The 23,763-nt window shown below is 62.4% G+C and carries 19 protein-coding genes and 1 tRNA gene; 5 read left to right on the top strand and 15 right to left on the bottom strand.

What is annotated here, in order from left to right; all coding sequences use genetic code 11:
* Window positions 1–2: 2 nt before the first annotated feature.
* From CKW37_RS19275 to CKW37_RS19265, 3 genes are all read left to right on the top strand, one after another.
* Window positions 3–1,421, top strand: coding sequence for a coniferyl aldehyde dehydrogenase (locus CKW37_RS19275; protein WP_095157365.1), 1,419 nt, complete (start codon window positions 3–5; stop codon window positions 1,419–1,421).
* 74 nt (window positions 1,422–1,495) lie between these two features.
* Entirely contained in the window at window positions 1,496–2,173 is a 678-nt protein-coding gene (locus tag CKW37_RS19270; protein ID WP_095157363.1) for a type 1 glutamine amidotransferase domain-containing protein, read from the top strand.
* 78 nt (window positions 2,174–2,251) lie between these two features.
* A complete protein-coding gene (locus tag CKW37_RS19265; RefSeq protein ID WP_095157361.1) occupies window positions 2,252–2,872 on the top strand; it encodes a glutathione S-transferase family protein in 621 nt (206 codons plus the stop codon).
* 310 nt (window positions 2,873–3,182) lie between these two features.
* On the opposite strand, the gene CKW37_RS19260 is transcribed toward CKW37_RS19265, so the two are convergent.
* Window positions 3,183–3,270, bottom strand: a tRNA-Ser gene (locus CKW37_RS19260).
* Window positions 3,271–3,395: 125 nt separating this feature from the next.
* On the opposite strand from CKW37_RS19260, the gene CKW37_RS19255 reads away from it, so the two are divergent.
* Window positions 3,396–4,067, top strand: coding sequence for a Bax inhibitor-1/YccA family protein (locus CKW37_RS19255; protein WP_095157359.1), 672 nt, complete (start codon window positions 3,396–3,398; stop codon window positions 4,065–4,067).
* A 69-nt stretch (window positions 4,068–4,136) separates the two neighbouring features.
* On the opposite strand, the gene CKW37_RS19250 is transcribed toward CKW37_RS19255, so the two are convergent.
* The 5 genes from CKW37_RS19250 to CKW37_RS19230 form a co-directional block, all read right to left on the bottom strand.
* Window positions 4,137–4,958 (bottom strand): bifunctional 2-polyprenyl-6-hydroxyphenol methylase/3-demethylubiquinol 3-O-methyltransferase UbiG, encoded by an 822-nt coding sequence (locus CKW37_RS19250; RefSeq protein WP_095157357.1) that lies wholly within the window; start codon window positions 4,956–4,958, stop codon window positions 4,137–4,139.
* A gap of 88 nt (window positions 4,959–5,046) precedes the next feature.
* On the bottom strand, window positions 5,047–7,581 hold the full coding sequence (locus tag CKW37_RS19245) for a TonB-dependent siderophore receptor (RefSeq protein WP_095157355.1): 2,535 nt from the start codon (window positions 7,579–7,581) through the stop codon (window positions 5,047–5,049).
* Between the two features lie 106 nt (window positions 7,582–7,687).
* On the bottom strand, window positions 7,688–8,641 hold the full coding sequence (locus CKW37_RS19240; RefSeq protein WP_256587807.1) for a FecR family protein: 954 nt from the start codon (window positions 8,639–8,641) through the stop codon (window positions 7,688–7,690).
* On the bottom strand, window positions 8,642–9,151 hold the full coding sequence (locus CKW37_RS19235) for an RNA polymerase sigma factor (protein ID WP_256587806.1): 510 nt from the start codon (window positions 9,149–9,151) through the stop codon (window positions 8,642–8,644).
* 109 nt (window positions 9,152–9,260) lie between these two features.
* Entirely contained in the window at window positions 9,261–10,166 is a 906-nt protein-coding gene (locus CKW37_RS19230) for an AraC family transcriptional regulator (RefSeq protein ID WP_095157348.1), read from the bottom strand.
* Window positions 10,167–10,339: 173 nt separating this feature from the next.
* On the opposite strand from CKW37_RS19230, the gene CKW37_RS19225 reads away from it, so the two are divergent.
* Window positions 10,340–11,398: an NAD(P)-dependent alcohol dehydrogenase gene (locus CKW37_RS19225; RefSeq protein ID WP_095157347.1), complete on the top strand. Its 1,059-nt coding sequence runs from the start codon at window positions 10,340–10,342 to the stop codon at window positions 11,396–11,398.
* Between the two features lie 59 nt (window positions 11,399–11,457).
* Here CKW37_RS19225 and CKW37_RS19220 read toward each other — a convergent pair whose 3' ends face one another.
* The 9 genes from CKW37_RS19220 to CKW37_RS19180 form a co-directional block, all read right to left on the bottom strand.
* Window positions 11,458–12,204, bottom strand: a complete 747-nt coding sequence (locus CKW37_RS19220; protein ID WP_095157346.1) for an outer membrane beta-barrel protein — start codon at window positions 12,202–12,204, stop codon at window positions 11,458–11,460.
* Between the two features lie 266 nt (window positions 12,205–12,470).
* A complete protein-coding gene (locus tag CKW37_RS19215; protein ID WP_095157344.1) occupies window positions 12,471–13,658 on the bottom strand; it encodes an amino acid aminotransferase in 1,188 nt (395 codons plus the stop codon).
* Between the two features lie 10 nt (window positions 13,659–13,668).
* Window positions 13,669–15,315 (bottom strand): thiamine pyrophosphate-dependent enzyme, encoded by a 1,647-nt coding sequence (locus CKW37_RS19210; RefSeq protein WP_095157341.1) that lies wholly within the window; start codon window positions 15,313–15,315, stop codon window positions 13,669–13,671.
* 20 nt (window positions 15,316–15,335) lie between these two features.
* Window positions 15,336–16,739 carry an amino acid permease gene (locus tag CKW37_RS19205; RefSeq protein ID WP_371864304.1) on the bottom strand — a complete coding sequence of 468 codons (1,404 nt, stop codon included), beginning with the start codon at window positions 16,737–16,739 and terminating at the stop codon, window positions 15,336–15,338.
* A 197-nt stretch (window positions 16,740–16,936) separates the two neighbouring features.
* Window positions 16,937–17,887 carry a LysR family transcriptional regulator gene (locus CKW37_RS19200; RefSeq protein ID WP_095157338.1) on the bottom strand — a complete coding sequence of 317 codons (951 nt, stop codon included), beginning with the start codon at window positions 17,885–17,887 and terminating at the stop codon, window positions 16,937–16,939.
* Between the two features lie 10 nt (window positions 17,888–17,897).
* Window positions 17,898–18,617, bottom strand: a complete 720-nt coding sequence (locus CKW37_RS19195) for a B3/4 domain-containing protein (RefSeq protein ID WP_159985273.1) — start codon at window positions 18,615–18,617, stop codon at window positions 17,898–17,900.
* 289 nt (window positions 18,618–18,906) lie between these two features.
* A complete protein-coding gene (locus CKW37_RS19190) occupies window positions 18,907–20,673 on the bottom strand; it encodes an acyl-CoA dehydrogenase (protein ID WP_095157336.1) in 1,767 nt (588 codons plus the stop codon).
* Window positions 20,670–21,911: a thiolase family protein gene (locus tag CKW37_RS19185; protein WP_095157334.1), complete on the bottom strand. Its 1,242-nt coding sequence runs from the start codon at window positions 21,909–21,911 to the stop codon at window positions 20,670–20,672. The genes CKW37_RS19190 and CKW37_RS19185 overlap by 4 nt, the downstream gene beginning before the upstream one ends.
* Window positions 21,908–23,749, bottom strand: a complete 1,842-nt coding sequence (locus CKW37_RS19180; RefSeq protein ID WP_095157542.1) for a feruloyl-CoA synthase — start codon at window positions 23,747–23,749, stop codon at window positions 21,908–21,910. Before CKW37_RS19180 ends, CKW37_RS19185 begins: the two co-directional genes overlap by 4 nt.
* Window positions 23,750–23,763: the final 14 nt, after the last annotated feature.

Raw genomic sequence — 23,763 nt, 5'->3', positions numbered from 1 at the left:
CAATGACTGGCAACCAAGACACTCAAGATCTTTTCGCAATTTTGCGCAGCATGAAGCGAGCCCATATTGCGTCGGGGCCAGCCAGTGCAGAACTGCGCCGCGACAGGCTCAAACGCAGCGCCAAGCTGATCCGAGACAATCACCAGGCTATCAGCGAAGCGATCAACACTGACTTCGGCAACCGCAGCATTTATCAGTCGCTGGTTGCTGACCTCGCGACCACCCTGAAAATGCTGGAGCACTCTGCTGATCATCTGGAAACCTGGATGAAGGCAGAGAAAGTAGAAAGCCCTGGGCCTGGAATGGAGGCCTGGATCGAGCAACAGCCACTCGGTGTTGTTGGCGTAATAAGCCCTTGGAACTTCCCGATCAACCTCGCTTTTGGCCCTCTGGCAGGCATCTTCGCCGCAGGCAACACCGCGATGCTGAAGCCATCAGAGCTGACGCCGGCCACTTCGCAGCTCCTGGCGGAGTTAGTGCCCGCCTACTTCGAACCCTCCGAGCTTTCGGTAGTGCTGGGTGATGCGAGTGTAGGGGCGGCGTTCAGCTCCCTGCCCTTCGACCACCTCGTTTTCACCGGAAGCACTGGCGTCGGACGGCATGTGATGCGCGCAGCAGCTGAAAACCTGGTACCTGTCACGTTGGAGCTTGGCGGCAAGTCCCCGGTGGTGGTGGCGGAAGGTTTCGATATCGCGGTTGCCACCGCACGGACGCTGACCATCAAGACGTTCAATGCGGGTCAGATTTGCCTGTCGCCGGATTACATAATGGTGACGCCGGAGCAGCAGGAATCGTTGGTGATGTTCAGTAAGGAATTCATCGCCAACAGCTTCCCCACCCTGCTCGGCAACCCGGAATACACCTCGATCATCAGTGACCGCCATTTCGACCGGCTGGTTGGCCTTCTGGCGGACGCAGAGCAGAAGGGCGCTACGCTGATCAACCTGGCACCGGGCAGTGAGCCAGCGTTCGATGCAAAAACCCGAAAAATCGCCCCGCACCTGGTGCTCGATGTGACCGACGAGATGGCCATCATGCAGGAAGAGATCTTTGGGCCGCTGCTGCCGGTGAAAACGTACACCGATGCTTCCGAGCCTCTTCAGTACATCAACAGCCATCCGCGCCCTCTCGCTGCGTATTACTTCGGAGATGACAAGGCCCAGCAAGAGCTGTTCGCACGCCACACCACCTCAGGGGCCCTGGTGATCAACGATGTCATGACCCACGCCTCGATCGATTCACTGCCGTTTGGTGGCGTAGGCGCGTCGGGCATCGGCGCCTATCACGGCGTGCATGGTTTCCGCCGTTTCACCCATGCCAAGCCAGTGGTCGTGCAAAGCAAGGACGGCGCTTCAAACCTGAGACTGCGGGCGCCCTACAGCGACAACTTGCAAACGATTCAGGCTTTTTTTGCAGGCTGAGCCTCCAGAGACTGAGCTCCGGACAGCGTGCTCGAACGCCCGGAAACCTTTAAATCAAGAGCATGGAAATCCAGATGAAAGTATTGATGGTGTTGACTTCCCACGATCAGCTCGGCGACACCGGGCTGAAGACAGGCTTCTGGCTTGAAGAGTTCGCGGCGCCCTACTACGTGTTCAAAGATGCGGGCGCCGATGTGGTAGTAGCCTCGCCTGCAGGCGGGCGACCTCCGCTTGATCCCAAAAGCGATCTACCGGAATTTCAAACTGAGCTGACTCACCGCTTCAAAGCCGACCCTGACGCCCAGCGTGTCCTCGCATCTACCGTGAAGCTGGATGCCGTTTCCCATGAAGAGTTCGACACTGTCTTTTACCCAGGTGGACACGGCCCGCTTTGGGATCTTGCGGAGTCTCGCAAGTCGATCGATCTGATTGAAAGCTTCGAGCGAGCCAACAAGCCAATCGGATTCGTTTGCCACGCACCGGGTGTGCTGCGCCATGTAAAGACCGCTGACGGTGAGCCTCTGGTTAAAGGCCGACACGTGACGGGGTTCACCAATGGCGAAGAGGAAGATGTGCAACTGACCAACGTGGTTCCGTTCCTCATTGAGGACGAATTCAAACGTCAGGGCGCGCTGTACGAGAAGATCGAGAATTGGGCGCCTTTCGTCCTGGTCGACGGCAAGCTTGTGACTGGCCAGAACCCTGCTAGTTCGGAAGAGGCCGCCAAGGCCCTTCTCAAACTGGCTCAATGACACATTTGAAGGGGTCTACATCGCAACCATCACGGATGTCGACCCACTTTCACCTCTTCCAACCGAAGGAACACCTACATGATCACCTTGCACCACTTGAACGAATCGCGCTCCATTCGCACGCTTTGGCTGCTGGAAGAGATGGGGGTGCCTTACGAGGTCAAATTCTATACCCGTGATCGAGCGACCCATTTTGCCCCTGAGTCCCTCAAAGCCATCCATCCACTGGGCAAGTCGCCGGTGATTGAGCTCAACGGGAAGGTGGTAGCAGAGTCGGGTGCGATCACGGAGACTCTGATCGAACGCTTTGCCCCGCACTTGGCCCCGGCGAAAGAAAGCGATGAGTATGTCGAGTATTTGCAATGGCTGCATTTCTCCGAAAGCTCCGCCATGCTGCCACCGCTGCTCCAAGTCTTCATGCAGCGTGAGACTGCCGAGCTCGTTTTTCTTCCGAGCTACGCCCGAACCGAAAGCAAAAAGGTCTTCACGTACCTGAACGATCAGTTGGAAAACAAAGACTACCTGGTGGGCGGCAAGCTCAGTGGCGCCGACTTCATGATGTTCTTTGTAGCCGAAATCATTCAACGCTTCGATAGCAAAGGCCAGTATCCACACATCAAGGAATACCTGCAGAATCTCAAATCGCTTGAAAGCTGGCAGCGGGCACAAGCGATCGAGGCCCGCCACTACGCTAAGTGAAAAGGCCCGTCTCGTCGTACTTGAGCCAACTTCCCTGAAAGCCGCGAACAGGCAAACCATCGGTTTTGGCACCGCGTTCGCGCCGCCGTTGAGCTCTGAATACAAGAGTCGGTCGATGGCTCTTTCCCTGATGCTATCTATTGATAGATGGGCAAGACGGCGCTTGATGGGTAGGTCTGGGTGAGTAAAAACAGTTTCAGAATATGACTGAAAAGAGAGTGAACCAGGAAAGGAAGACGTGGGTGTAAACGTGGTTAGAAAACCTGCAGGCAGAAAAAAGCCCCTTCTTTCAGGGGCTTAGATCAGAATATGGCGGAAGCGTAGAGATTCGAACTCTAGGATAGTTGCCCATCGACGGTTTTCAAGACCGTTGCCTTAAACCACTCGGCCACGCTTCCACTTTGTCATGCGGGCGCCATCATACCGAAATGAAACAAGCTGTCAAACTCTCTGGATGGCCTGTTTCCAATGCTCTGTTATGATCTTTGCAACTCAACGTTTCAAAACCCACAGGAGTGTCGCCATGCGCGAACAGGATTACGCCGTCAACCACGGCCTGCAGGTCGAACAGCAGGAGGTCAGCCGAGTCCTGCGCAACACTTACGGCTTGCTGGCCCTGACTCTCATCTTCAGTGCTGTCATGGCCTACGTCGCACAGCAGATGCGCGTCGGTTACCCGAATATCTTCGTCGTACTGATCGGTTTCTACGGTCTGTTCTTCCTTACCGCCAAGTTGCGTGACTCGGCCTGGGGCCTGGTTTCCACCTTCGCCCTGACCGGGTTCATGGGTTTCCTGCTCGGCCCGATCCTCAACCGTTACCTGGGCATGGCCGGTGGCGCCGAAGTGGTCAGTTCGGCCTTCGCCATGACCGCACTGGTGTTCGGTGGTCTGTCGGCCTACGTGCTGATCACCCGCAAGGACATGAGCTTCCTCAGCGGCTTCATCACCGCCGGTTTCTTCGTTCTGCTGGGTGCCGTGGTCGCGAGCTTCTTCTTCCAGATCAGCGGCCTGCAACTGGCGATCAGCGCCGGCTTCGTGCTGTTCTCGTCGGTGTGCATCCTGTTCCAGACCAGCCAGATCATCCATGGCGGTGAGCGCAACTACATCATGGCGACCATCAGCCTGTATGTATCGATCTACAACCTGTTCGTCAGCCTGCTGCAACTGTTCGGCATCATGAGCTCCGACGACTGATTCACCCGCTGTTGAAAAAGCCCGCTTCGGCGGGCTTTTTTTGTCCATTACAAAAGCCAGTCCTGTCCCTCACCGCTTGATCGCCTGCAAGGTGTAGCTCAAAGGCAGACGCCATGGGTCAACTTTCAAACGCCACTCCCCATCCTCCCCGAGAACCATCTGCCCAGGCAGCACTTCCCACGGAATGCAGTCATGTTCCTCGATGGCGACAAGATTCAGCCCATGACGCAAAAGCGCCGAAATGACCTCGCCAAGGCCGTGGTTCCACTCATGGGTGATGGTTGCCTTCAGCGCAGTATCGACTTCGACATAAGTGCTGTCATCGTTCCATACCGTCGGCTCGGGGCGCTCGAAATACGGGTGGCTGATCCTCAGCTCTTCCTGGCAACCCTCATCCAGAGCCAGGAGCATCGGATGCCCTTCACGCAGAAACAGGCGGCCTCCGGGCTTGAGCAACGCAGCTACCGTTCGGGCCCACTTATCAATGCTGGGCAGCCAGTTCAATGCACCGACGCCGGTGTAGACCAGATCGAAGCCACCACTACCAAGGGCTTGCGCGGCCTCGTAAACCGGCGCTTCGACGTAGTGAATCTCAGCGCTGCAGTCGGTCGCCAGTCGCCGGGCTTGATCCAGTGAGACGGGAGAAAAGTCCAGGCCGGTCATAACCGCCCCAAGACGGGCAAGAGAAAGGGTGTCTGTGCCGATATGGCACTGTAAGTGCACCCCTCTCAGGCCGGAAATGTCACCAAGGCGAGGCTGATCGAAACGAACCACTGCCGATAAATGATCCGCAGAGGCGATAAACCTTGCAGCTTCATAGTCAGGAGACGCGGCGTGGAGTGGCGCTCGTTCATCCCAGTTCGCTCTATTGAACTCAAGATAGTCATCCATCTCTGCACTCCTTGGCTTAGGTGTATGGGACGCGGTGTGGGGGGCAGTTACCTGCCCCACACCTTGCGGCTTTTCCGAGGCCCGAGAACTACCAGAAAGTGCCACGCAACGTCAGCATATGGTTGCGCGGCTCACCGTACCAATTCTGCCGGCCGGACGAGCCTACGGTCGCGTAGTAGGTCTTGTCGAAGGCGTTGTTGAGGTTGTAGGTCAGCGCCCAGTGCTCATCGATCTGGTACTCGGCCAGCGCATTCCACACTGCGTAGCCGGCTTGACGGTAATCGAACGCGTCGTAGATCACATCGCCATCGCCATCGAGCACTGGCTTCATGGTGTTGTCGAGCCGTGCAGCAAAGCCACTGACATAGTCGGCACTCTGCAGGTTGACCCCGCCCCCCACTTTCAAGTCTTTGAGGGCACCTTGCAGTTGATAGGTCGACCACACTTTTACGCTGTGCTTGGGCGTGACGGTACTGAAGGGTGAATTGCTGGTGCGGTCCTTGTTGATGTTGTAGGTATAGGCCGCCATGAGGTCCCAACCTTCCATCACCTCACCGCTGATCTCAGCATCAAAGCCTTTGCTGACGACCTTGCCTTCGGCGACATAGCAGCAACTGCCGGCGAACAAGATGTCCGAGCCCGGATAGGCAGGGTCCAGTACCGCCCTGTTTTCCTGCTCGGTGTAGTAAACCGACAGCGCAGCATTGACGGCGCCATCCCAGAGTTCGCCTTTCAGACCCAGTTCATATGTCTTGCCCGTCATCGGTTCCAGGGGACTGCCCGGCAACGGCCCTTTGGCTTGTAGCTGCTGTGGTTTGTAGATCTCCGAATAGCTGGCATAGGTCGACCAGTCTTTGTTCAGATCAAACACCAAGCCACCATAGGGCACGACCTTGGTCGGTTCACGGCGACTGACGTCGGAAATCGGCACCCATTGGTCAGGGTCGAAACCGGCGACGTTCTTCTCGCTATTGACCTGTTCGAACGTGTAGCGCTGAGCCCTCGCACCGATGATCAGGTGCAGCGGGTCGGCCAGTTGCAGGCGCAACGTTGAGTACAGCCCATACTGCTCTTGGGTGTTGGGACTGTAGTCACGCACGTAACGGTCATCATAGGGTTCATCCCAAGGTGTTGAGCCTGGATCGAAGACATTCACGTCTCCCCCGCCCATCAAGCCGCGCGTGCCGCGCCAGCGGCTGGTGATTTTCTGGTAATCAGCCCCCATCAGCAGCTCATGCTGGCGGTCAAAGGCTTCGAACTTGCCGGCCACGTTGACATCGAACAGATGCTGTTCGCTGAGATAGCGGTTGACCGAGCCGTACCAGAACGGGCCGCTCTTATCCACCAGGTCGGCGCCGCCCATAACCGCCGAACTCTTGATCAGTCCGCTGTCACGGGTCTGGGTGTAGGTGGCGTTGGCTTTCCACTCATCATTGAAGTCGTGATCGATCTTGGCGAACACTTCATCCGAACGTCCGTCCTGATACGCCCAACGGGTGGTCAGGCTGTTGTGACGTGGCAAGCCCAGGTCATCGCCGTTGATGTAACGCGGCACACCCGTGCCGATGCCATTGTCGTGCAGGCGCTCCGAACGCCCGCCCAGGGTCAGCATGGTGGAGTCGCTGATATCGCCTTCGAGCACGCCATACAGGATCGGTTTCTCGGTGCTGCGATCATCCAGGAAATACTGACGGTCGGTGTAGGCCGCAACCAGGCGACCACGCAGGCGCGCATCAAAGCCGATAGGGCCTGTCACGTCGAGCTGGGTACGGTAGTTGTCCCAAGACCCCACGGACGTATCTACCTTCAGTTGATAGCTATCCAGAGGTCGTTTGCGCACCAGGTTGATCATGCCTCCCGGATCACCGGTACCTCCAAACAGCCCCGACGAACCGCGCAGAACCTCGACATGGTCGAACTCGACCAGGTCGTAGTTCTTGTACGAGTAGAAACTGCCCGCCGTAGTACCAAGGGCCATGGGCGCAGCACCATCGATCTGGATGTTTTCGATGATGAAACCACGGGAATAAAAGTTGGACAGGTTGGAGTTGGCGGATTTAACCGTGATGCCCGGCGCCGCCTTCATAGCCTCGGTCAGACTGGTCATACGCCGTTCCTGGATCACCTGGTCGGTGACCACCGAGACGGTTTGCGGCGTCTGCCGCAGGCTGGTTGGCGTCTTCGAGCCGACACTGGCCAACCCTGTGGTGTAGGAGCCAGAGTTTTCGGTCATCTCTCCCATCCCTTGTCCCTGGATGGTGGTAATTCCCAGTTCGAGTGCCGCTCCCGGCGTCGGGGCTTTCTCGACCAGGATCACATCGCCGCTGATCCTGGCACTCAAACCACTGCCCAACAACAGTTGATCCAGGCCCTGCTGAAGCACATGACGCCCTTGCAATCCTTCCGAATGCTGGCTGGTGATCACTTCGCTGGCCACCATCAGGCGCAATCCTGCTTGATCGGCAAAGCGGGTCAGCGCCTGGTCGAGCGGGCCTGCCTCAATATCGAAAGTGTGCTCGACGGCTTGCTGGTGATCCGCCGCCCACGCCTGATGGCTCACGCCCACGCTGCTGGCCGCCACTAGCGCAAGGCTCAAGGCGGTGTGTCTGATCAGATGCTGCATAACGCTCCCCTGCTGAAATCAGCGTAATAAAAATCAATAACGACAGGAAAGACGTCAGTCCTCTGAAAACCGACAGTGGCGAAAAATAATTATTTTTGCGCAGGCACTACTTTGAACGTGAGTCGTCACGTTCAATCACGGTCAACCATGGGAATTGCCGCACCCGCAGCGGCAGAGTCCTTTGCAATAGCTGCAATTGCGCGTCGGTGTCGTCGGTCGCGACGACGCCGGTAACCGGTAGCTGGCGCAGGTCGTTGTCGCGCACCCAGATAAGCCCGCGATGGTAGCGGCCAATCTGCTCCAGCACCTGGGCCAGCGGCTGGCGATTGAACACCAGCCGGTCACGACGCCATGCCGTTGCCGCACCGACATCGACCGGCTGGGTGCGCGACAGGCCATCGGGACCGTACTGCACGGCCTGCCCGGCCTCAACGTCTACGGTTTGCGAATCATCCTCCAGGCTCACCCGCACCGAATGCTCAGTGACAACCATGTGCACCTGCTCGCCCGCGCGCCGAACATCGAAACCAGTACCCAGCGCCCGCAGGCGCCCACGGCCAGCCAACACATCGAATGGACGCTGCGCATCGGGGGCCACCTGCACGAACAGTTCGCCGGCATAGAGGTGCACAACCCGGTGATCAGCCTCCATCTCGATATCGACGCGGGTGCGAGGCGCCAACTCAAGGCGCGAACCGTCGGCCAGGGTCAGGCTGCGGTGCTCGCCCAGACCGGTCACCTGGTCCGCCATCCAGCCTTGCTTACCGGCCTGCCAGTACAAAGCCCCGGCCAGGCTCAGTACCACGGCGAGCCCCCACTGCGGCAATCGCCGCGCCGCACTGGGCGGGCGCTCCAGCGTGATGCCCAGACTGTCCCACAGTTTTTCCGCCGCATGGGCGGCACGCTGATGATCGGACGATGTGTCGCACCATTGCAGATAGGACTCCCAGCCTGGTGCCTCAGGAAGGCCGGAATGCAAGTCGACCAGCCACTGCAACGCCTGCTCGGTCAGCGTCGGCGGTGATGTGTTCCTGGAAGCGTCGACGATACTGCGTTTCACTCAGTCATCCATCAAGTCGAGACGGCGGGCACAGTGAAGCAAGGCACTCATGATGTACTTGCTGACCATGCTGAGGGACACCCCGAGTCGCTCGGCGATGGCCGCATGACCGAGGCCATCCAGGCGGTTGAGCAACAAGGCCTGGCGAGCGTTGTCGGGCAACTCCGTCAGTGCCCGGTGCAACAGCACCAACTGCTGACGCAACTCCACCAGCGCGGCAGGCCCCGGGGACGGATCGAGCATCTCGTGCTGTACATCCTCCAGAGAGCCCACCTGCCCGCGCCGAGTACGCGTACGCCTCAGGTCGATGATCAGGTTGCGCAGCACGCGGATCAGGAAAAAACGCGGGTTGGCGATCAAATGCGTTCGCTGCTGGCGGTCCAGGTCGGCGTAGCGTACGAACGCATCCTGCGTGAGGTCTGCCGCTGTTTCCCGATCACCCAGACGATGATAGGCAATCTTCTGCAGTTCGCGGTGATACAGGCGAAACAACTGATCCAGATTATCCAATGCACGCTCCAGGAGCCCCCATGTTCCAGGCACAGGTGGCAGGGGCGCTAGAGTACAAATTATGAGAATCGTTCGCAATATCAAAAGATAGCGGCCGCCTGATCGCGCCCTAAACCGCCATCCCCCGATAAGGCACCTCATCCCCCGGGCTCCGCGAAAACTGCCTTTTGTATTCCCGACTGAACTGCGAGCTGCTCTGGTAACCCACGCGGTGCGCGACCTGGGCGACGCCCAACCCCTCGCCGATCAACATCTGTTGCGCCTTCAACAACCGCAGCCGCTTGAGGTACTGGATAGGCGACAGCAAGGTGTTGCGCTTGAAGTGTTCGTGAAACGCGGAAGCGCTCATGTTCGCGCGGCCGGCCAGTTCGTCGATGCTGAGCGGGTCGGCGTAGTGATCGCGCAGATACGCCAGCGAGGCGCCGATCCGGGCGAAGTGGCCCTGCTGCTCGACCAAGGCTCTGAGCGCGCCGGCCTGCGGGCCGTTGAGCGCCGCGAAATACACCTCGCGCACCCGCGCGGCGCCCATCACGCGGGCGTCTTCGGGTCGTTGCAGGCACTGCAACAGCCGCAGCACGGCGTCCTGCATCGGCTCATCAAGGGGCGCGGAGCTCATGGACTCCGGGGTCTGCGCGCGGACCAGGCCAGCGGGAAGCGGGTCCATCGCCTGGACCATTTCGCTCAGGACCAGTGGATCGATACCGACAGCCACGCCGTACAGCGGCTCGGCCTCGCTGGCGAAGGTCTCGCACATGAACGGCACCGACAGCGCCTGCACCAGGTACTGCCCTGCCCCGTAATCCAGCGTTCGTTCGCCCAGGCGCGCCAGCTTTCGGCCCTGCGCCAGGACCATCAGGCTGGGTTCGTAGATCTGCGGGCTGCTGGCCACATACTCCGCCCAGGAAAGCACCTGCACGTCACTGAGCAAGGTGTCGACAAAGCCGGGGCGCGTGGCCAGCGGCTTGATCAGGTCGCACAGGGCCTGGCGTACTGGAAAGTGATGAGGATCGGACATGAGGGAAGGCAAGAGTGATTGAGGCGCCCATGATCCCAGATTTCACGGCCGGGTTATCGTCAATCCACGCGGCACTGGAGGAATAGGCATGACACCCGGAGGATTACCCATCGGCATCCCCGCCCCTCGCCCGCACAATGCGCCGCCTCTTTTCGCTGTGCAGAGACACCCTTATGTACAAAGCCATTGGCTACGCCGCCCAGTCGGCCAGCGCGCCGCTCGCCCCGATGACCTTCGACCGCCGCAGCCCGCGCCCGAACGATGTCGTCATCGATATCCTCTACTGCGGCGTCTGCCATTCCGATATCCATCAGGCACGCAACGAATGGGGAATCGCCGTCTACCCGCTGATGCCCGGCCACGAAATCATTGGCCGTGTCCGCGCCACCGGTAGCGCGGCGAGCAAGTATCAGCCCGGCGATCTGGTCGGCGTCGGTTGCATGGTCGATTCCTGCCAGCACTGCGACGCCTGCCACGCCGACCTCGAGCAGTATTGCCTCGAAGGCCCGACCATGACCTACACCACGCCAGACCGCGTGGACGGCAGCTACACCCTGGGCGGTTATTCCAACTGCATCGTGGTGCGGGAAGATTTCGTGTTGCGGATCCCGGACGGCATGGACTTGCCGAGCGCGGCGCCGATCCTCTGCGCGGGCATCACCACCTACTCGCCGCTGCGCCATCACGGCGTCGGACCGGGTCACCGCGTGGGCATTCTGGGCATGGGCGGGCTCGGTCATATGGGTATCAAGCTGGCCAAGGCGCTGGGCGCCGAAGTCACGCTGTTCACCCGTTCGGCGGCGAAGGCCGAGGAAGCCCACCGTCAGGGCGCTGATCACGTCGTGGTCTCGACCGATCCGGCGCAAATGGCTGCAGTCGCCGATCACTTCGATTTCCTGCTCGACACCATCCCGGTGCAGCACGACCTCAACCCCTACCTCAAGACGCTCAAGTTCAACGGCGTGCATATTCTGGTGGGCCTGATCGAACCCATCGAGCCCGCCATCGATGCGGCCCATCTGGTGCTCAAGCGTCGGGTGATCGCCGGGTCGTTGATCGGCGGCATCGCCGAGACCCAGGAGGTGCTGGATTTCTGTGCCACGCATGACATTCGCTGCGATATCGAAATGCTCGATATCCGCGCCATCAACGAAGCCTACAGCCGCATGATCGCGGGGGACGTGAAGTACCGCTTCGTCATTGATATGGCGACGCTGCAGACCGCGGAGTAACGGCGCACTCCGCTGCCGATATCGAAGGGCCGCCCCGGCCCTTCGAACCGATCAAGCGCTTAGAACGCCAGACCGACCTTCACACCGAACTCGTCACGCTTGAGTTTGGTGTTGTCGGCCACGTCCGAGTCTTCGTCCAGCTTGTACTCGGTACGGGTGTAGTACGCGCCGACCTGCACCGGCATGCCGCCCTGCTGGTTCAGCAGCAGGCTGACTTCGGCGTACGGGTTGGTGCGGTCCTTGAGGTCCACGGTGTCGCTGCCGAAGTCGTCGACCTTGAGCTTGGCGCGGCCGTCGATGGTGTGACGGGCGCCGACTTCGACACGCAGGGTCGAGGTGTCGAACTGGTGGTTGTAGCCCAGCGCAGCCTTGGCGAACGGCGATTTTGAGGTGATTTCCACGTCGATGTCGTTGATCGCCGGCTCGAAGCGCGTCCAGCCATAGCCGCCGCCCACGGTCACGTCGATGAAATTGCGCGCATCCAGCGCCGCGCGCCAGCCGAGGTCGAGATCGGCCTGGGCTTCCTTGAGTTTGTTGTCGTCTTTTTTGCCGTACTTGGCTTCGGCACCAACTTGGTAGATGAAGCCGGATTCGGCAGTCAGCTTGTTGCCGAAGGTGGCGAACACGCCGCCCTGGCCGAGATGGTCGGAGTCGGACTCGTCACCGCCTTCAAACTTGAATTTGTCGTAGCTGCCCGTCAGGCCGAGGGTGAACAGCGGGTCGGTGCTCGGTGCGGCAACGGCCGCCAGAGGTGCGCCCAGCAGGGCCAGGATGCAGGTCGGTGCGAGCAATTTACGGGTGGGCATTCGGGAAGCCTCCATGACTGTAATGTATTAACGAACGCACCGCTTTGAAGCACCGTTCTCCGCTAAAGTTCGAAATAAATTGACGTAAATGTGAAATGTTTCTCGACTTTGAGGGCTCTATTTCGCGGCTTTGATGGATGGCTTCGAGCCATTATCCGAGGGTTCGCACACCGTCACGCGCCCGTAAACATTGGCTGGCGGCATAAACGATCGAACAAAAAAAGCGCCCCGAAGAGCGCCAGAGGCAACTTAAAAAAACAGCCCTCTCAATGGTCCGAAAGTGCCCTGGCCACCGTCGCCAGGTTGGATTGGTTTAGGCCCGCGACACACATCCGCCCACTGCGAATCAGGTACACCCCATGCTGCTCGCGAATGCGATCGACAGCGTCGGCGCTCAGCCCGGTGTAGCTGAACATGCCTTTCTGGCGCAGCAGGTAACCCACCTCCCGGCGCGCATCGATACGCCGCACTTCATCGAACAGCGCCTGGCGCATGCCCACCATCCGCGCGTGCATGGCGTCCAGTTCCTGCCGCCACAGCGCCGTCAGTTCGGCATCGCCGAAAATCGTCGCCACCAGCTCCGCGCCATGCCGTGGCGGGTTGGAGTAGTTGGTGCGCACCGTGCCCTTCAACTGGCCGGCTACGCGCCGGGCAATCTCGCCGTCCTTGCACACCACCGACAGCGAACCGACCCGCTCGCCATACAGCGAAAACACCTTGGAAAACGAGTTGCTCACCAGTCCGGTGATACCGCTGCGGGCCAGCGCGCGGATCGCGTAGGTGTCCGCGTCCAGCCCCTCCCCCAGCCCCAGGTAGGCGGCGTCGAGAAACGGGATCAGCGACCGCTCGCGGAACAGCGCGTACAAGCGCTGCCACTGCGCTGGCGTGAGGTCGACGCCGGTGGGGTTGTGACAGCAGGCGTGCAGCAACACGATGCTGTGGGCCGGCAGTTTGCCGAACACGTCCAGCATGGCCGCGAAGTCGACCGCCTGACCGCTGGCGTCCAGGTACGGGTAGCGGTTCACCGCGAAACCGGCGCCCTGGAAAATCGCCAAGTGGTTGTCCCAGGTCGGGTCGCTGACCCACACCTGCGACTGCGGGTAGTAGCGCTTGAGAAAGTCCGCGCCGACCCGCAGCGCGCCCGAACCACCGACGCTTTGCAGGGTGACGATGCGCTCGCTGTCGACGCCATCAAGGTCGCCGAACAGATAGCCCTGCACCGCTTCGCGGAATCCCGGATGGCCGTCCATGGGCAGGTACAGGTTGGCGCTTTCCGCCCGTGCGTCCAGCAACGCCTTGGCCCGGCGTACCGACGGCAGCACCGGCACTTCGCCGTACTCGTCGTAGTAGAAGCCGATGCTCAGGTTGACCTTTCCGGCCCGCGGATCGCGCTGGTAATCGTCCATCAACGACAGGATCGGGTCGCCGGGGTATATCTCGACATGTTCGAACATCAGGGGCTCCTCAGTGAGCGAACGTGGGGTGAAGGAAAGGCCACGGGCTCGCGTCGCCGCCGCGCGGCACGCTGACCTCGATCAGCACCGGACGGTCGGCGGCGAACGCCTGCTCCAACACGGGACGCAGTTGCGCCGGCGAGCCGACCCGGAACGCCTGAACGCCGAAGGATTCGGCAAATCTCACAAAGTCCGGGTTCACCAGTTCCGAGCCCAGCAGCCGACCGGCGAAGCTCTCTTGCTGGTCGCGGTAGACGTTGCCGAAGGCACTGTTGTTGAACACGATGGTCACCAGGTTGAGCCGGTACTGCACCGCCGTGGCCAGTTCCTGGGCGGCGAACATGAAGCCGCCGTCGCCGCAGATCGACACCACCGCCTTGTCCGGGTGCGCGGCCTTGACCCCGAGTGCGGTGGGAAAGCCGAAGCCGAGGGTGCCCTGGTGCCCCGAGGTAACCAAAGTACGCGGTTTGTACACCGGGAAACCGAAGATCGAGGTGAAGCCGACCTGAGAGATTTCCTCGACGAAGAAGCCGTCACGCGGCAGCACCTCGCGAATCACCCGCAGGTAGTCGAGCTGCGGTTGCACGCACTGGATCGCCTGTTCCGCCGCCGCCTTGGCTTCGGCAATCTCGGCGTCGCGGCGCTTCGGCGGACCGGCGCGGAGCACGGCTTCCGCCAGGGCGCTGGCGCCCTCCCCGGCATCGGCCAGCAGGTTGACCTCGGCCGGCATGCGCCGCACCTCGGCCGGGTCGATGTCGATGCGGATCAGCTTCAGCCCCGCCGGACGATGGCGCCAACGAATGTCCAGCAGCTCGAAGCGCGAGCCGATGACCACGGCAACATCGGTCTGCGGCCACAGTCGGGCGCCGGCGGCAACGGTAAAGCCCAGCGGGTGATCATCCGGCACCACGCCGCGACCGCCACGGAAACTCACCACCGGCGCACCCAGCACCTCCGCCAGTTGGCCGACTTCGGCGCTGGCTTCCAGCGCTCCGGAACCGACGAAGATCATTGGCGCCTTGGCCGCGCTTAGCAGTTTCGCCGCGCGCTCGACGGCATCGCTGTCCACCGGTGGTGTCGGTTGCAGCGCCAGCGGCGCCTGCATGCGCACCGCCGCGCTGCGGGTGAAGAAGTCCCAGGAGGCTTGCAGCGATACCACGCCGGGGCGCCCGGATTGCATGGCCTGGAACGCCTGGGCCACCTGCCACGGCGCATCGGCCGGCTGTTCGATATGCGCCGCCCATTTGCCGATGCCCTGGAGGATTTCCAGTTGCCGCGGCAGCTCATGCAACTGGCCACGGCCACGGTCCTTGAAGCCGCTCATCACATCACCGGTCAGCGCCAGCACCGGCGCATTGCAGCCGTGGGCGGTGAGCATGGCGGCACTGGCATTGAGAATGCCGGGCCCCGGCACCACGCTGAACACACCGGGGCGACCGCTGGAGCGGGCGTAGCCGAACGCCATGTAGGCGCTGGTCTGTTCATGTCGCGCACCCAGGGTGCGGATGCTGTCGGCATTGCGCGCCAGGGCGTCGGTCAGGCCGTAGATTTGCGCGCCGGGCAGTGCGAATACGGTATCGACGCCCTGCACTTTCAAACTCTCGACCAGGGCATCGCCGCCCGTGAGCTGCTGAACAGCGGGAAGTTCGGTTTTCATTGTTAATTACCTGTTGCGGATTATTCGAAGTTGAGCGCGGCGGGTTTGATGGATTGGTATTTACGGAAACTGGCGTAAACAACTATCAGCCACAAAGGAATTAGCCAGACCGATATACGCATCGCCGGAATGAACGCCATGATCAACATGATCGAAAAGATGAAAGCGATGCACAGATAGTTGCCAAAGGGAAACAACGGCGAACGATAGTGCGTGTGCTCGCCCGTCGCCTGTTTGGCCCGGCGAAACTTCAGGTGGGTATAACTGGTGAGCATCCAGTTCATGATGGTGGTGGCAACCACCAGTGCCATCAAGGCTTCCAGCGTGCCGTTGGGCGACAACCAGTTGAGCAGCACCGCCAGGGCTGTAATCGCCGCCGTCACGATCAGCGCGTTGACCGGCACATTGTTGCGATTGAGCTTGAGCAGTTGCCGCGGCGCATGGCCCTGCCCGGCCATGGCGTGCAACTGGCGCACGGTGCAATAGACCACGGCGTTGTAGACCGACAGCGCGGCGGTCAGCACCACCAGATTAAGGACATGGGCCGCCGCGCCGATGCCCAGCAGGTCGAGGATTTTCACGAACGGGCTGGCGCTGTACGGATCGCCGCCGGCGGACAGCGAAGCCACCAGGTCATCCCACGGCGTCAGCGCCAGCAACACCGCCAGGGCGGCGATGTAGAACAGGCCGATGCGGTGCAGCACCTTGTTGATCGCGCTGGGAATGGTCTTCGATGGATCGCGTGCTTCGCCGGCGGTAAAGCCGATGAACTCCAGCCCGCCAAAGGCGAACATGATCAGCGGCAACGCGAGAATCAGCCCGCTGATGCCGTTGGGCAGGAAACCACCGTGGCTCCACAGGTTGCTGACCGCAGCCGTCGGCGGCGGTGTCGGGCCGAACAGCAGCCAGCCGCCGAGGGCGATCATCATCAGCACCGCCGTCACCTTGATCACCGCGAACCAGAATTCCGCCTCGCCGTAGACTTTCACCGCCAGCAGATTGAGGCCGTTGATCAGCACGAAAAAGAACGCGGCGCAGGCCCAGGTGGGCACGTCCGGCCACCAGAACTGCACGTACTTGCCGACGGCGGTCAGTTCCGCCATGCCCACCAGGATGTAGCCGGCAGTGTAGTTCCAGCCGGCGAGGTAACCGACGAAGGGCGAACAGTATTTAGTCGAGAAATGGCTCAGCGAACCGGACACCGGCTCGTCCACCAGCATTTCCCCCAGTTGGCGCATGATCAGGAACGCGATCAGCCCGGCCACGGCATACCCCAGCAACAAGCCAGGGCCCGCCAGCTTCATGACCCCGGCACTGCCGAGAAACAATCCGGTGCCAATGGCACCGCCGAGTCCGATCATTTGAATATGACGATTGGACAAACCCCGCGATAACGCGTGATCCGTAGGAGTGGCTCTGCTCATCGTTTTATTATCCATATTGTTTTTCGGACACGGCACGACCCGGCGCCCGACGATAGTTCGGCAGGTGAAGTTAAAAGTTGATGTTGTGTTTTTGTGCTCGAAGTTGCTTGGTTACTTCGATGGCATTCACGTTATCAGCAATGCTGGAAATGAACATCCAGCCAGAGTGAATGGCAACTATGCGAATGCCGGATTGTTCACGCCGGATACACCGGAAGTTGTTCGCCGGGGCTGAGAAACTGCGAGCCACGGCAATGCTCATAAACGAAAGTGCGGAACCACTGCTGTTCCGCCGAGCTATGGGTGCGGCTGTGCCAGACCACCCAATAACGGAACGGATGGCGGACGAATGCCAGCGGGCGCCAGCAAACGTCGGCCTGCTCGACCCATTTGCGGGCGATATGCTCGGGCAGCATCAGCAGCATGTCGCTGCGCTGGATCACCGCCAGCGCCGCCGAGTAATACGGCACCGTGAGTTTCAGGTCGCGGTGCAGGTTGTGCTTGCGCAGGTAGGCATCGACGAAGCTGTCCTTGTCGCCGCCGGTGCTGATCTTCAAATGCGGCCAGTCCAGAAACTGCTCCAGGCTCAACTGCGTCTGCGCCGCGAGCGGATGATCGCTGCGCATGCAGCACACGGCGACGTCCTCGCCGATCACCCGGCCATGAAACTCGGCGGGGGTGTCTTCGATCATGCTGGTGGCCAGGTCGACTTTGCCGCTGGCCAGCCAGTCGAAACGGTTGGCCTCCCACGGGCGGAAATCGATGCTGACGTTCGGCGCCACCCGCGCCAGGTCGGCGAGCAGTTGCGGCAGGATGTGCTCGGCAACGTGATCGGAGCCGGCCATGGCGAAACGCCGTTCGCAAGTGGCCGGCGAGAACCGCGAGGGCGTGCCCAGCGCCTGTAACTGTTCGAGCACCTGCTTCAACGGTTCCAGCAGTTCCACCCCGCGCTCGCTGAGGATGTACTGACGCCCCTGGCGCACCAGCAGCGGATCGCCAAACGCCTCGCGAAACTGCGCCAGGTGCCGGCTCAGCGCCGACTGGCTGGCGCCCAGGCGCGTCGCCGCGTGACTGAGGTTGCGCACGTCCAGCAGGGTCGCCAGCACGCGCAACTGGGTCACGCTCAGGTTGTTGAAGGCGGGATTCATGTCGACGGGCTCAGTCGAGGCTGAGGGTCAGGGTCGGCTGTCCGGCGTGCAGCACGGCGTGGCCGACACACTCGCCACCGCAGTAGCGCGCCACCAGTTCGACCAGGTCGGCCATGGCCGAACGCACGTCCTCGGCGGTGGTCGGCGGCAGGCCGTCGATATCGAAGAACACGCAGCGGGTATCGGCCAGGGTGCGGGTATCGGCGGCCTGGCGCCAGGTCCAGCGCCGGGTCAGCACCCGCGTGCCGGCGGCCAGGACGATTTCGCCGGGCGCGATGGTTTCCGGCTCGGCGGCGGCGTCCACCAGAAAGCGGTCGGCGGCCACGGTCTTGCGCAGTTCGATCGCCTTCGATTGCGGGCCGATCGGGTGCACGCCAGCGGGCAGCACATAGCGCAGGGACAACAGGTTGCCGATATCCACCAGCGGGTTGATGTCCGGCAGGTTGTCGGGCTTGAGTACCCGGCGCGCGAGGGCTTCGATGGCGCTGCGGTGCTCCGAGGGTTTGGCGCCGAAACGGCGATAGGCCTCGCGCCAGGCGGCGATCTGCGGGTAGTCGGCGGGATTGCCAGTGACCCGCTCGCGCAGTGCTTGCTCGGTGGCGCGCAACAGCGCGGTCAGCTCGGCGTCGGGGAGGGTGTTGTCGAGGTTGCGGAAGACCACCACGCCACGGCGGTAGTCGGGGTGATCGTCAAAGACATCGGGGCTGACCGTATAGGTAAAGGTGCTCACAGGCGCTCCTCTGGAATGCGGGTTCGGGCAGCTTGGCCAAGCCGGGTGGCAGACTATAGCACCGGGCCTGAAGCTGGGAGCTCACCGATTTCTGCAAGGTTGCCATGCGGGTTGTGGATAGCTGGATGGGGGTGGCCGGGTGTTTTTCAGCGTTCTCAAGATCGAGCGCCGCCTCCGCGGCGCATCGCGAGCAAGCTCGCTCCTACAAAACGCCTGGACCACAGTGTAGGAGCGAGCTTGCTCGCGATGCGCCGCGTAAGCGGTGCTCGATCTCAAGGACGCTGAAAACTCACTCTCCTCCAACAAACGGCAACGGCAACCGCGCCGCCCGAACCCCGGCAAGCTGCCGATCAAAATCCGGCAACAGATAATCAAAACAGAACCCCGCACTTTCCAGCTTTTCCCGACGCAACGGATCATCCTCCGCCAACCCCGCCACGCAGCGGGCACTGCGCGCCCAGGCGAACGCCAGCAGGCTGGTGGCGCAGAGCTGGAGAAAATCACCGGCGGCGCGGTACGGGTATTCACTGTCTTCAGCACTAAACGCTCGAACCTCAGGCAGCAACGTTTCAAGCCGCTCGCACACCTCACCCAAAGCATCGGAAAACGCCACACCGGACGCCCGCCCCGCCGCGACCTCAGCACGCAACTCAGCCAGCAGCACGGCGAACACCTCACCGCCATCGCCCAGTACTTTGCGCAGCAGCAGATCGTTGGCCTGAATCTCGTTGCTGCCCTCGTAGATCATCGCAATGCGGCTGTCGCGCAAGGTCTGCTCAATGGGGAATTCACCCGTGTAGCCATAACCGCCAAACACCTGCAGCGCCTTGCTCGCGAGGCTGAAACCCTGTTCGGTAAAACTGGCTTTGACGATCGGCGTAAGCAACGCGGCCAGTTGCCCGGCCTTGGCGCGCTGCGCCGGGTCGGCGGATTCGCTGGCGATATCCAGCCAGTGCGCCGCCCAGTAACCAAGGGCACGCATGCCTTCGCTGCGCACCCGCAGTTCCAGCAGGATGCGGCGCATCGCCGGGTGCAGGTGGATCGGATCGGCATCCGCGGCCGGCACCTGTTCGGGACGACGCGGCGCGCGCATCTGCCGGCGCTCCAGGGCATAGTCGCGAGCGCTCTGCCAGGCTGCTTCGGCATGCCCGAGCCCTTGCAGGCCGACATGCAGCCGCGCCGAATTCATCATCACGAACATCGCCGCCAGCCCGCCGTGGGCCTCGCCCACCAGCCAGCCCTTGGCCTGATCGAAACGCAACGCGCAGGTGGCGCTGCCGCGAATGCCCAGTTTGTGTTCCAAGCCGTCGCAATAAACGCTGTTGCGCTGGCCGTCGTCGAGCCATTTAGGCACCAGCAGCAAGGACAGCCCGCGACTGCCTTGCGGTGCATCCGGCAAACGCGCCAGCACCAGATGCAGGATGTCGTGGGTCAGGTCGTGTTCGCCGCCGGAGATGAACAGCTTGTTGCCGCTGACGCTGTAGCTGCCATCGGCCAGGGGCTCGGCGCGGCTGCGCAGCAGGCCGATATCGCTGCCAGCCTGGGGCTCGGTCAGGCACATGGTCGGCAGCATTTCGCCCCTGATGATGCCCGGCAGGTAACGCTGCTGAAGCGCCGCCGAGGCGTGGGTCTTGAGGCACAGGTAAGCGCCGTGGGCGATGCCGGTGTACATGGCCCAGGCGTGGTTGCTGGCGTAGAGCATTTCCTGCAGGGCCGCATCGAGCACCTGCGGCAGGCCTTGACCGTCCAACTGCGGATCGCAGGCCAGCGCCGGCCAGCCGCCGTCGACGTAGGCACGATACGCGGCGGCGAAGCCCTCGGGCGTGTGCACTTCACCGTCGCTGAAGCGGCAGCCCTGGCGATCACCCGGCCCGTTCAACGGCGCCAGCACTTCGCCGGTAAAACGCGCGGCTTCTTCCAGCACCTGCATCGCCAGTTCCAGATCGACCTCGGCGTAGGCCGGCAGCGCCTGCCAGTCTTGCTCGACCCGCAGCCAGTGTTGCAGCACGAATTGCATATCGCCCAACGGCGCCTTGTAGGCGATGCGTGACCTCATCCTTTGAAGTGCGGGTTTTCGATCAGCAGCGCCATGCCCTGCCCGCCGCCGATACAGGCGGCAGCGATGCCATAGCGCAGGTTGTCGCGGCGCAGTTGCCGGGCCAGGGTCTGCACCAGGCGCAGGCCGGTGGCTGCCAGCGGATGGCCGAGGGCGATGGAGCCGCCGTGCACGTTCAGCCGCTGCGGGTCCAGCTCCAGCGCCTGAACCACGGCCAGCACCTGGGCGGCCTGGGCCTCGTTGATTTCGAAGCGGTCGATCTGCTCCAGGCGCAAACCGCTGCGCTCCAGCAGCAGGCGAATCGCCGGCGCCGGGCCGATGCCCATGGTGCCCGGCGCAACCCCCACCGCCGTGACCATCAGCAGCCGTGCCAGCGGTAGTGTGGAACAGGCGGAATAACGACAGACCAGCGCCGCCGCCGCGCCGTCCACCACCGCGCAACTGTTGCCGGCGGTCTGCACGCCACCGCTGTGTACTGCGCGAAGGCGAGCCAGGGCGGCGCTGTCGGTGGGCCGTGGATGGCTGTCGCGATCCACCACGCTGACACCGCGAGGCAGCTCGATGCTGCGCGGCAGGCACTCTTCGGCTTCGAAGGTTTCGCTGCGGACGCTGACGATTTCCTCGTCGAACCAGCCCGCCGCCTGGGCTTCCAGGGCGCGCTGATGGCTGCGCAGGGCCCAGGCATCCACGACGTCGCGGCTCAGGCCGTACTCGCGGGCGAGGTTTTCCGCGGTGCCGATCATGTCCACCCCGGCCGCCGGGTCGTATAGCGCTTCCCAGAGAAAATCCTTGAAGCCCACGGGCGCGCCGAGACGGAAACCGCCGCGGTGCTCGTAGGCGGCAATCGGATTGCGCGACATGGATTCGGCGCCCACGCACAGCACCTGCTCCACGCCACTGTGCAATTGCTCGCCGGCCTGGCGCAGCAGTTCCAGGCCGGTGCCGCAGATACGTTGCACGGCCAGCGCCGGTACGCTTTGCGGCACGCCGCTGTACAGGCCGATATGCCGCGGCAGCATGTAGGCGTCGAAGCTGGCCTGGGCCATGCTGCCGCCGAGCACGCTGTCCACCGTGGCCGGATCGACCCCGGCGCGGGCCAGCACTTCACGCCCGGCCTTGATGCCGAGGTCGATGGGCGACACCTGCGCCAGCGCGCCGCCAAGATCGGTCCACGGCGTGCGCACGATCTCGACAATCGCCGCGTCCTCGAAGCGGCTGCACAGCCCGCCGCCGCTCATGGCCGCACCTGGGCGCGAAGCATGCTCGCGTCCTCGCCGCGGTACAGCGCCTCGACCCGCGCCGCACGGCGCTGCAACACGGCGCGCTGGTTGATCGAGCCCTTGTCGGTGATTTCGCCGAGGTCGATCGACGGTGCTTCTTCCATCAGCGCCAGCCATTCGATGCGGCTGGCGTTGCCTTGGGCGTCGCGGTTCAGCCGCTCCAGCCAGCCGGCGAACCAGGTGCGCACCGCCGCGCTGCCGAGCACCTCGGCGTCACTCGCGCCCTCCCCCAACCCGGCCAGTTGCCGACACTCCGGCAACCGCGCAAACACCAGAATGCCCAGGCATTCACGGTCCGGCGCGGCGACCACGATGTCTTGCACATAAGGCGAGCCTTCCAGCACCGCGCGGTTGCGCAGCGGACCGACGCTGACGAAGACCCCGGAAGACAGCTTGAAGTCTTCGGCAATGCGCCCGTCGAACATCAGACCAAGCTGGCTCTGCCGTGGGTCGGCGAGCTTCAGGGCGTCGCCCGAGCAATAGAAACCTTCCTCGTCGAACACCTCGGCAGTCTGCTGCGCCGCGCGCCAGTAGCCGGGCATGATGTGCGGGCCGCGGAAACGCCCTTCCAGTTTGTCGCCCACCGGCACCAGCTTCACTTCGCAACCCGGCGCCGGCAGGCCGATGTAGCCGGCCATGGACAGCGGCCCGGTGGTGAAGGTGCAGGACGGCGAGGCTTCGGTCATGCCGAGGCCGGCCATCATGCGGATGCGTTCGCCGCAATGCGCTTCGGCGACCCGGTCGAGGCGGTCCCAGACACTTTGCGACAGGCCCGCGGCGGCGAAGAAGAACAGCTTCATGCGGGCGAAGAAACAGTCGCGCAACTCGCGGTCCTGCTCCAGCGCCTTGACCAGTTCCTCCCAGCCCTTGGGCACGGTGAGGTAGGCCGTGGGGGAAATCTCGCGCAAGTTGCGCAGGGTTTCGGCGAAGCCCTGGGGCGTCGGCTTGCCGCCGTCGAGGTAGAAGCTGCCGCCGTTGTACAGGACGATGCCGAGGTTGTGGCTGCCACCGAAGGTGTGGTTCCACGGCAGCCAGTCCACCAGCACCGGCGGCTCCTCGGCGAACACCGGGAAGGTCTGCAACAGCATCTGCTGGTTGGCGCAGAGCATGCGCTGGGTGGTGATCACCGCCTTCGGCAGTTTGGTCGAGCCGGAGGTGAAGAGGAATTTGGCGATGGTGTCGGGGCCGGTGGCGGCGAAGGCGGCATCGGCTTTGGTCAGGTCGCCGCTTTGCAGCAGGCTGGCGAAATCCACCGTACGCCGGCCTGGCACCGTGCCGCGCACGCTGATCACTGCGACGGATTCGTCCAGCACTGCGTCGATGGCGCGCTGGAACGGTTGGCTGTCGGTGACGAACACCAGGCCCGGCGTCAGCACGTCGCAGACATGCCGCAGCTTGGCGAAATCCTGGGACAGCAAGGCGTAGGCCGGCGACACCGGGCAATACGGAATGCCGGCGTACATGGCGCCGAGGGCAATCTGCAGGTGCTCGATATCGTTGCCCGAGAGAATCGCCAGCGGCCGCTCGGCGGACAAGCCGAAGTCCAGCAAGCCGGCGGCGATCGCCCGCACCTGCCCGAGCATCTCGGCGTAGCTGATCTCGCGCCAGGCGCCGTCGCCCTGGCGGGCAGCGATAAAGGTCTGTTGCGGACGCACCTCGGCCCAGTGCAGCAGGCGGTCAAGCAGGCGCGCGGGGAGCGGCGCGAGGGGTTCGATGGCACGCATGCGCAGGACGCCGTCCACCTCGCTCACCGCCACTTCGGGATGACCGATGGACACCTGCCGGTAGCGCGGCATTTCGGCACGGGCGT

It is taken from the genome of Pseudomonas sp. Irchel 3E13, from assembly GCF_900187455.1.
In the GTDB taxonomy this organism is placed as follows: Bacteria; Pseudomonadota; Gammaproteobacteria; order Pseudomonadales; family Pseudomonadaceae; genus Aquipseudomonas.
Note: the sequence above shows the minus strand (reverse complement) of the source record. Positions and strands in the feature narration are given on the sequence as shown.

Excerpts from the sequence above, each read along its gene's own strand:
- CKW37_RS19265 (WP_095157361.1), top strand. The coding sequence starts at position 2,252 with ATGATCACCTTGCACCACTTGAACGAATCGCGCTCCATTCGCACGCTT.
- CKW37_RS19255 (WP_095157359.1), top strand. The coding sequence starts at position 3,396 with ATGCGCGAACAGGATTACGCCGTCAACCACGGCCTGCAGGTCGAACAG.
- CKW37_RS19200 (WP_095157338.1), bottom strand. The coding sequence starts at position 17,887 with ATGAATCCCGCCTTCAACAACCTGAGCGTGACCCAGTTGCGCGTGCTG.
- CKW37_RS19190 (WP_095157336.1), bottom strand. The coding sequence starts at position 20,673 with ATGAGGTCACGCATCGCCTACAAGGCGCCGTTGGGCGATATGCAATTC.
- CKW37_RS19225 (WP_095157347.1), top strand. The coding sequence starts at position 10,340 with ATGTACAAAGCCATTGGCTACGCCGCCCAGTCGGCCAGCGCGCCGCTC.
- CKW37_RS19230 (WP_095157348.1), bottom strand. The coding sequence starts at position 10,166 with ATGTCCGATCCTCATCACTTTCCAGTACGCCAGGCCCTGTGCGACCTG.
- CKW37_RS19250 (WP_095157357.1), bottom strand. The coding sequence starts at position 4,958 with ATGGATGACTATCTTGAGTTCAATAGAGCGAACTGGGATGAACGAGCG.
- CKW37_RS19180 (WP_095157542.1), bottom strand. The coding sequence starts at position 23,749 with ATGCCGCGCTACCGGCAGGTGTCCATCGGTCATCCCGAAGTGGCGGTG.
- CKW37_RS19270 (WP_095157363.1), top strand. The coding sequence starts at position 1,496 with ATGAAAGTATTGATGGTGTTGACTTCCCACGATCAGCTCGGCGACACC.
- CKW37_RS19245 (WP_095157355.1), bottom strand. The coding sequence starts at position 7,581 with ATGCAGCATCTGATCAGACACACCGCCTTGAGCCTTGCGCTAGTGGCG.
- CKW37_RS19205 (WP_371864304.1), bottom strand. The coding sequence starts at position 16,739 with ATGAGCAGAGCCACTCCTACGGATCACGCGTTATCGCGGGGTTTGTCC.
- CKW37_RS19220 (WP_095157346.1), bottom strand. The coding sequence starts at position 12,204 with ATGCCCACCCGTAAATTGCTCGCACCGACCTGCATCCTGGCCCTGCTG.
- CKW37_RS19210 (WP_095157341.1), bottom strand. The coding sequence starts at position 15,315 with ATGAAAACCGAACTTCCCGCTGTTCAGCAGCTCACGGGCGGCGATGCC.
- CKW37_RS19185 (WP_095157334.1), bottom strand. The coding sequence starts at position 21,911 with ATGAGCGGCGGCGGGCTGTGCAGCCGCTTCGAGGACGCGGCGATTGTC.
- CKW37_RS19275 (WP_095157365.1), top strand. The coding sequence starts at position 3 with ATGACTGGCAACCAAGACACTCAAGATCTTTTCGCAATTTTGCGCAGC.
- CKW37_RS19215 (WP_095157344.1), bottom strand. The coding sequence starts at position 13,658 with ATGTTCGAACATGTCGAGATATACCCCGGCGACCCGATCCTGTCGTTG.